Raw genomic sequence first — 6,162 nt, forward strand, 5'->3', positions numbered from 1 at the left:
TAAATAACTTTCATCAAAAAGAATCTGTTTTGAAATTATCTGAATCAAAAAAATTAATTGAAGCGGCATTTACCGGCAGGAAAAATATGGAAAAATGGGCAGATCTGGGATGTGGTGACGGAGCCTTTACCAATTCCTTAGCTGCTTTCCTGGGTGATGGGAGCATGATCTACGCAATAGACCAGTACCAGCAGGATATACAGACCATTAATGATAAAGTGCATATTGAATTTATCCTGAATGATTTTGAGAAAGAAATTCCGGACCTTGAGGATCTGGACGGGATCCTGATGGCCAATTCCCTCCACTATATAGCTGATAAGAAAAAACTGATCACAGGCCTGGAAAAAAGCTTAAAAACGGACGGAAAGCTCATTATTGTAGAATACGATACTCAAAATGCCAATCAGTGGGTACCTTTTCCTATCAACTTTAAAAAGCTGAAGCAGCTGTTCACAGAGCTCGGTTTTGAAAAAGTAGAGAAAATAGGTGAAAGAGATTCCGTTTACAGCCATGATAAGATGTATTCCGCTCTTATAAAAAACGGATGAAAAAAAATAGTTAAATTAGTGACATAAAAACAGCTGAAATGATGTTTACCATCGATAAAATTAAAGCCGAACACCGAAAAGTAAAGAGCGGTACCGATTTTCCGAAATACATCCAGGCCATTAAAAAAATGGGAGTTTCCCGTTATACGGTCAATGTTGCTGACGGAAATACAGAATATTTTGATCAACACGGGCATTCAGTTTCCACGGGAGCGGAGTACGATATACTGACCATTGCGGAAAATCCAGATCCGGAACATTTCAAGTTGAGGTTGCAGCTTCACCAGCAGGGAGGTACGGATTACCGGTCCTTCTGCAAAGATTGTGCGCGTAATGGAATTAAAGGCTGGAATGTGAATTTGAATACAATGACCTGTACGTATCTGGATAAAACGGGAAATGATGTTCTGACGGAGCAAATCCCGGATATAAATCACTAACTATTAATTTAACACAGATGATTACGAAAATTTTAAACATCATACTTATACTTTTTGCAGTATATATGGGGATAAAGCAAGGCTGGGCAATGGTCTCGGGAAAACCGGAAATGCTGCAGATGCTGGGAAAGCTGGGGCTGAGCTCCGGAATGATAATGCTGCTGGGCATTCTTACGCTGGCAAGTGCTGCAATGATCCTTATTCCACAGACATTTGTTCCCGGCAATATTCTGATGGCGGGAACTATCCTGCTGATTTTAGTCCTTGAACTCTTTCATGGTGATATAAAAGGAGCTTTCATAGAACTGCCCTTTATTTTATTGAATATAATTATCATTTTCTTAAAATATCCATTCAGATTCTGATGAAAAATCTTTTCCACCTTTTAATGATGCTTTTGATGTTCTCGGCCTGCGCCCAGAAGAAGGATGAGCATAAAATGACCCTAAATGAACAACAAATAAAAAATAACATGGATACAACACAGTTGAATGAAACCGTAAAAAGAGCATTCGAAGCGTGGCAGAATGGTGATGCGGAAAGTTTTACCTCATTTTTTACAGCTGATGCTAAATTATATGATGACGGAAATCCCAGAGACTTTAAAAAGTTTGTTAAAGAGGCCTGCGGACATGAGAAATTCATGTCTATTGATAAAGTGGAGAATAACGGCAGGGATATTTACGGACCGTTCCATACGGAAAGCTGGGGCGACTTCAAAACCTATTTTAAATTTCATCTGAACAATGAAGGCAAATTTGATAAGCTCGAAATTGGACAGGCTGATTAGCACAGGATAAATTTTAAAAAAATATAAGAAAAAACAACTTTTATGAGGATTGTAGAGGCGTTGGCTTTGATCATTTTTACCTTTGGAACGGCACGGATGCTGTTAGCCCAAAAAAATGATCTGGGAGCCTGGTATATGTACTTCGGAAACAATAAAATCAGCAATAAGTGGAACTGGCATAATGAGATCCAGTACCGTAATTTTGATGCCATAGGAGATCTGGAGCAGCTCCTGATCCGTACCGGGATTGGGTATGATTTAACGGAAAACAATAACAATGTCCTGCTTGGGTACGGTTTTATTCTAAGCCGGCCTTATACCAATGGCGAAAAATCTGAAAATGTGGAGCACAGGATTTTTCAACAGTACATTACAAAACAAAAATTCGGTCGTTTTAATCTCCAGCACCGGTACAGGGTGGAAGAACGTTTCCTGCAGGATGATTTCAGAATGAGGTTCCGCTATTTCCTGGGCCTTAACATTCCGATCAATGAGAAAGAAATGCTTCCTAAAACCTTTTACGCATCAGTATATAATGAGATATTTCTGCATTTTGACAGTCCGGTATTCGACAGGAACAGGGTTTATGGCGCTCTGGGATATGTGATCAGTAAAAACCTCAGGATCGAAGCCGGATATATGAACCAGATCCAGGAAAACAAAAATCGCGGACAAATCCAGATAGGGTTTTACAATAACATTCCGTTTACCAAAAAATAGACTAAAATAAAACACTTATGCATTCAGGAAAAAGATTCGGTGCCCGTGAATTTGTCATCTGGACAAGAAGGAGCATTTATTGTCTGATTGTTTTAGCGACAATCCCTACAGTTTTATATTACCTTGGCTGGAAATTCCTTTCCGTTCCCTGGCAGCCTATTGCCATCATGGGAACGGCCGTGGCCTTTATTGTGGGCTTCAAAAACAATGCGAGCTACAGCAGGCTTTGGGAGGCAAGACAGATTTACGGAGCTATTATTAATGATAGCCGGAGTTTCGGATATATTCTGAGGGATGCTCTTTCCGGAAAAAATCCAGATAAGGTAAAAGAAATGTTTCTGCGTCATTACGCCTGGCTTACGGCCCTGCGTTTTCAGCTTCGTGAGCCAAGGGTATGGGAAAATATGAGTACGGCACAATTTGATGAATATGCAAGAAAATATGATATTCCCGAAAAGCTCTCAACGCTGGATGAAGAGCTGAAACGCTATCTTTCAGCAGCGGATCTCGGATATATCCTGAGTAAAAAGAACAGGGCTACCCAGCTGATGGCAGCGCAAAGCAAAGCCCTTGCCGAGGTCTATGAAAAAGGCGAGATCAATGATTTCCAATGGACGCAGATCAACCAACAGCTGGTGAAGTTTACCGATAACCAGGGCAAAGCGGAAAGAATTAAAAACTTTCCTTATCCCAGGAACTTCTCTTCAATCACCACTTATCTTTTACTGCTGTTCATTGTTTTTGTGCCTTTCGGATTACTGAAAGAATTTGATAAGCTCGGAGATGGTACTATGGTGGAAGGCTGGACGCTGTGGTTCAACATCCCATTTTCCCTTCTCGTGACGTGGTGTTTCCATACGCTGGATAGTGTGGGAGAGGCATCCGTGAATCCTTTTGAAGGAAGCCCGAATGATGTGCCGATTACCCAGATCAGCCGTACAATTGAGATTGACATGAGGGATATGCTGGATGAGGCGGAGCTTCCGCCTGCGATCGCCGCGAAAAATAATATCGTACTTTAGTATAATTAAACACAAAAAGAAAAGGATTATCAGTTATTTGAATAACCACTGTAAAAAAAGAGAAATAATGATTCACAATTATGTAATAATATCAATTGCAGTTTTGTTGTCTGTCATGATATTGGTGATGATCGGGCAAAAACTTAGAGTGGCTTATCCTATTTTTCTGGTTATTGCCGGACTGCTGATCAGTCTTATTCCGGGGATGCCGCATATAGAGATTGAGCCGGATCTGGTTTTCCTTATTTTCCTGCCGCCGATTTTATTTGAAGCCGCATGGTTTACCTCATGGCAGGATTTCCATAAATGGAGAAAACAGATATTTTCCATGGCTTTCGGATTAGTATTTCTGACCTCCATAGTAGTTGCCTATCTGTCATCTTCCATTATACCGGGACTGACGGTGGCCATGGGATTCTTATTGGGAGGGGTAAACTCCCCGCCGGATGCTGTGGCAGCAACTTCGGTTCTAAAGCATATGAAGATCCCTAAGAAGATCACGAGCATTCTGGAGGGAGAAAGCCTGATCAACGATGCCTCAAGTTTAATTGTCTTTAAATTTGCCCTTGCAGCCGTAATTTCCGGCCAGTTTATTTTCGGGGAGGCCGTAAAGGATTTTTTTACGATGGCTATAGGAGGAATAGCTATCGGTGTGGGTTCAGGTTTCCTTTTCGGGGCACTATTGAAAATTATCCCGTCAAACTCCAATATTGATACTATTATCACCCTTATTGTTCCGTACATAATGTATATTGCGGCAGAACATTTCCATTTTTCCGGGGTATTATCCGTAGTAGCGGGAGGCCTGCTGATGTCGTACAATTCACATTGCTACCTGAGCCATACATCAAGGATCCAGTCGGGGAATGTCTGGAGTGTTTTGATTTTCCTGATGAATACCCTGATCTTCATACTTATCGGCCTTGAATTGCCGGTTGTGGTTGCAGCCATGAAAGACTATACCATTTCAGAAGGAATCTTTTACAGCGTAGTGATTGGCGGTGCGATCATTTTTACAAGAATTATTTACAGCTATGCCCTGATGTATTTTCCGAGGCTTTGCTCAAAGGAACTGAGAATGAAAGTTCCGAAGCCGGACTGGCGGGAACCTTTCATTATAAGCTTTGCCGCTATGAGAGGGGTGGTCTCGCTGGCAGCAGCCCTTTCTATCCCTGCATTTTTGCCGAACGGGGAAGCGTTTCCGCACCGTAACATCATTTTATTTGTAACTTTTGTTATTATTTTGATTACCCTGGTAGGGCAGGGATTACTGTTGGCACCGATCTTGAAGCTGTTAAAGATCCAGGATGCCGGAAGTGAATTGCCGGAAGAAAAACAGGAAGTGATCCTGATGAGAAAATTAAAGGAAACAGCTTTGCAGAAACTGGAAAATGATTTTTCTGAACTGGCGGAAAGAAACAGCCTGGTACGCCATCAGAAGCATAAGCTGGAAAATGAAATGATGCTGATGGCTGATAAGGCCCAGTGCATGGCTTCCACGGGAGACTATGTAACAGCGATCAATGAAAATAAAGATGTCCTCAGACAGATCATTCAGGCTCAGAGAAATGAGCTCCATCGCATGAAACGCGAAAAAATATTTGATGACCATGTAATGAGAGCCATTGAAATGCAGCTGGATTTCGATGAAGCAAAAATCACGGGTTTCTCACACGGATAAACAGAAACAAACAAAACAACACATATGAGCACTCCGATTATTGTTCAGTATAAAGTGAACGCCCCCGTTGAAAAAGTATGGAATGCCTTAACGGATAAGGATGAAATGAGATCCTGGTATTTCGATATCTCTGATTTTGAGCCTGAGGTTGGGAAAACCTTCAATTTCTATGAGCCTGGAGAGGCCAGGAGATTCCACCACCGGGGAAAGATCCTGGAAATCATTCCAAACCGGAAACTGAAGCATACCTGGTCGTATCCTGAATTTTTGAATGAAGAATCAGTGGTAACCTGGGAACTCGGGGAAGATGCCGGCGGAACCCTTGTTACGCTTACCCATGATGATATTGAGAATTTTAACAGCCTCGGGGAAAATTTTTCAAGAGACAGTTTCACGGAAGGCTGGAACGGCATTATCGGCCAGAGCCTGAAGCCTTATCTGGAAAGCAATTAATCTGGCAGTCTTCAAAAAAGATGACAAAATATACCTTTCTCCGTCCCGTATTATGGACAGAAAACCTGGATGATAGCATCGGCTTCTATATGCAGATTCTTGGCTTTGAGCTTTTGGAAAGAAATGACCGTTGGCAATGGGCCTCACTAAAAAAAGATGAGGTTCAGATTATGCTGTCAAAGCCTAATGAACATGAAAATCTTAATGGGATCTGCTTTACAGGTTCATTCTATTTTAACGTAGACCATGTAGATGACCTCTGGGAAGATCTGAAAACAAAAGCTAAGATCTGCTACGAGATTGAAACTTTTGATTGGGGAATGAGAGAGTTTGCCGTGTATGACAATAACGGCTATATATTACAATTTGGTCAATCTGCGGACGAAATTAGAAAAGCGGAATAAAATTTGCTATTTTTGGGGAAAATATTGGAAGTTCAATGAAAAAAAGTATAATAGCGGGCTTTGCTGCGGTTTTGTTTCTGGTGTCTTGTAAGAATGATAAA

The 6,162-nt window shown here is 41.4% G+C and carries 9 protein-coding genes; all 9 read left to right on the forward strand.

From position 1 onward, the window contains the following. Nucleotides 1-29: 29 nt before the first annotated feature. The 9 genes from ABMQ40_RS10375 to ABMQ40_RS10415 all read left to right on the forward strand — a co-directional run bounded on the left by ABMQ40_RS10375 (nt 30) and on the right by ABMQ40_RS10415 (nt 6,061). Nucleotides 30-551 (forward strand): class I SAM-dependent methyltransferase, encoded by a 522-nt coding sequence (locus ABMQ40_RS10375; protein WP_370899270.1) that lies wholly within the window; start codon nt 30-32, stop codon nt 549-551. 38 nt (nt 552-589) lie between these two features. Next, the gene (locus ABMQ40_RS10380) at nt 590-991 is read left to right on the forward strand and encodes a DUF1398 domain-containing protein (RefSeq protein ID WP_370899272.1); all 402 of its coding nucleotides are present in this window, start codon (nt 590-592) and stop codon (nt 989-991) included. Nucleotides 992-1,008: 17 nt separating this feature from the next. Then, nucleotides 1,009-1,356, forward strand: a complete 348-nt coding sequence (locus ABMQ40_RS10385) for a DoxX family protein (protein WP_370899274.1) — start codon at nt 1,009-1,011, stop codon at nt 1,354-1,356. Beyond that, nucleotides 1,356-1,781, forward strand: a complete 426-nt coding sequence (locus ABMQ40_RS10390; protein ID WP_370899276.1) for a nuclear transport factor 2-like protein — start codon at nt 1,356-1,358, stop codon at nt 1,779-1,781. Before ABMQ40_RS10385 ends, ABMQ40_RS10390 begins: the two co-directional genes overlap by 1 nt. Nucleotides 1,782-1,823: 42 nt before the next feature. Beyond that, the gene (locus tag ABMQ40_RS10395; protein ID WP_370899278.1) at nt 1,824-2,501 is read left to right on the forward strand and encodes a DUF2490 domain-containing protein; all 678 of its coding nucleotides are present in this window, start codon (nt 1,824-1,826) and stop codon (nt 2,499-2,501) included. Between the two features lie 17 nt (nt 2,502-2,518). After that, a complete protein-coding gene (locus tag ABMQ40_RS10400; protein ID WP_370899280.1) occupies nt 2,519-3,523 on the forward strand; it encodes a bestrophin family protein in 1,005 nt (334 codons plus the stop codon). Nucleotides 3,524-3,590: 67 nt separating this feature from the next. Continuing rightward, the gene (locus ABMQ40_RS10405; RefSeq protein WP_370899282.1) at nt 3,591-5,204 is read left to right on the forward strand and encodes a Na+/H+ antiporter; all 1,614 of its coding nucleotides are present in this window, start codon (nt 3,591-3,593) and stop codon (nt 5,202-5,204) included. Nucleotides 5,205-5,228: 24 nt separating this feature from the next. After that, the gene (locus ABMQ40_RS10410) at nt 5,229-5,657 is read left to right on the forward strand and encodes an SRPBCC family protein (RefSeq protein ID WP_370899284.1); all 429 of its coding nucleotides are present in this window, start codon (nt 5,229-5,231) and stop codon (nt 5,655-5,657) included. A 20-nt stretch (nt 5,658-5,677) separates the two neighbouring features. Beyond that, entirely contained in the window at nt 5,678-6,061 is a 384-nt protein-coding gene (locus ABMQ40_RS10415) for a VOC family protein (RefSeq protein WP_370899286.1), read from the forward strand. The last annotated feature ends 101 nt before the right edge of the window (nt 6,062-6,162 follow it).

It is taken from the genome of Chryseobacterium gossypii, assembly GCF_041361455.1.
Lineage (GTDB): Bacteria > Bacteroidota > Bacteroidia > Flavobacteriales > Weeksellaceae > Chryseobacterium > Chryseobacterium gossypii.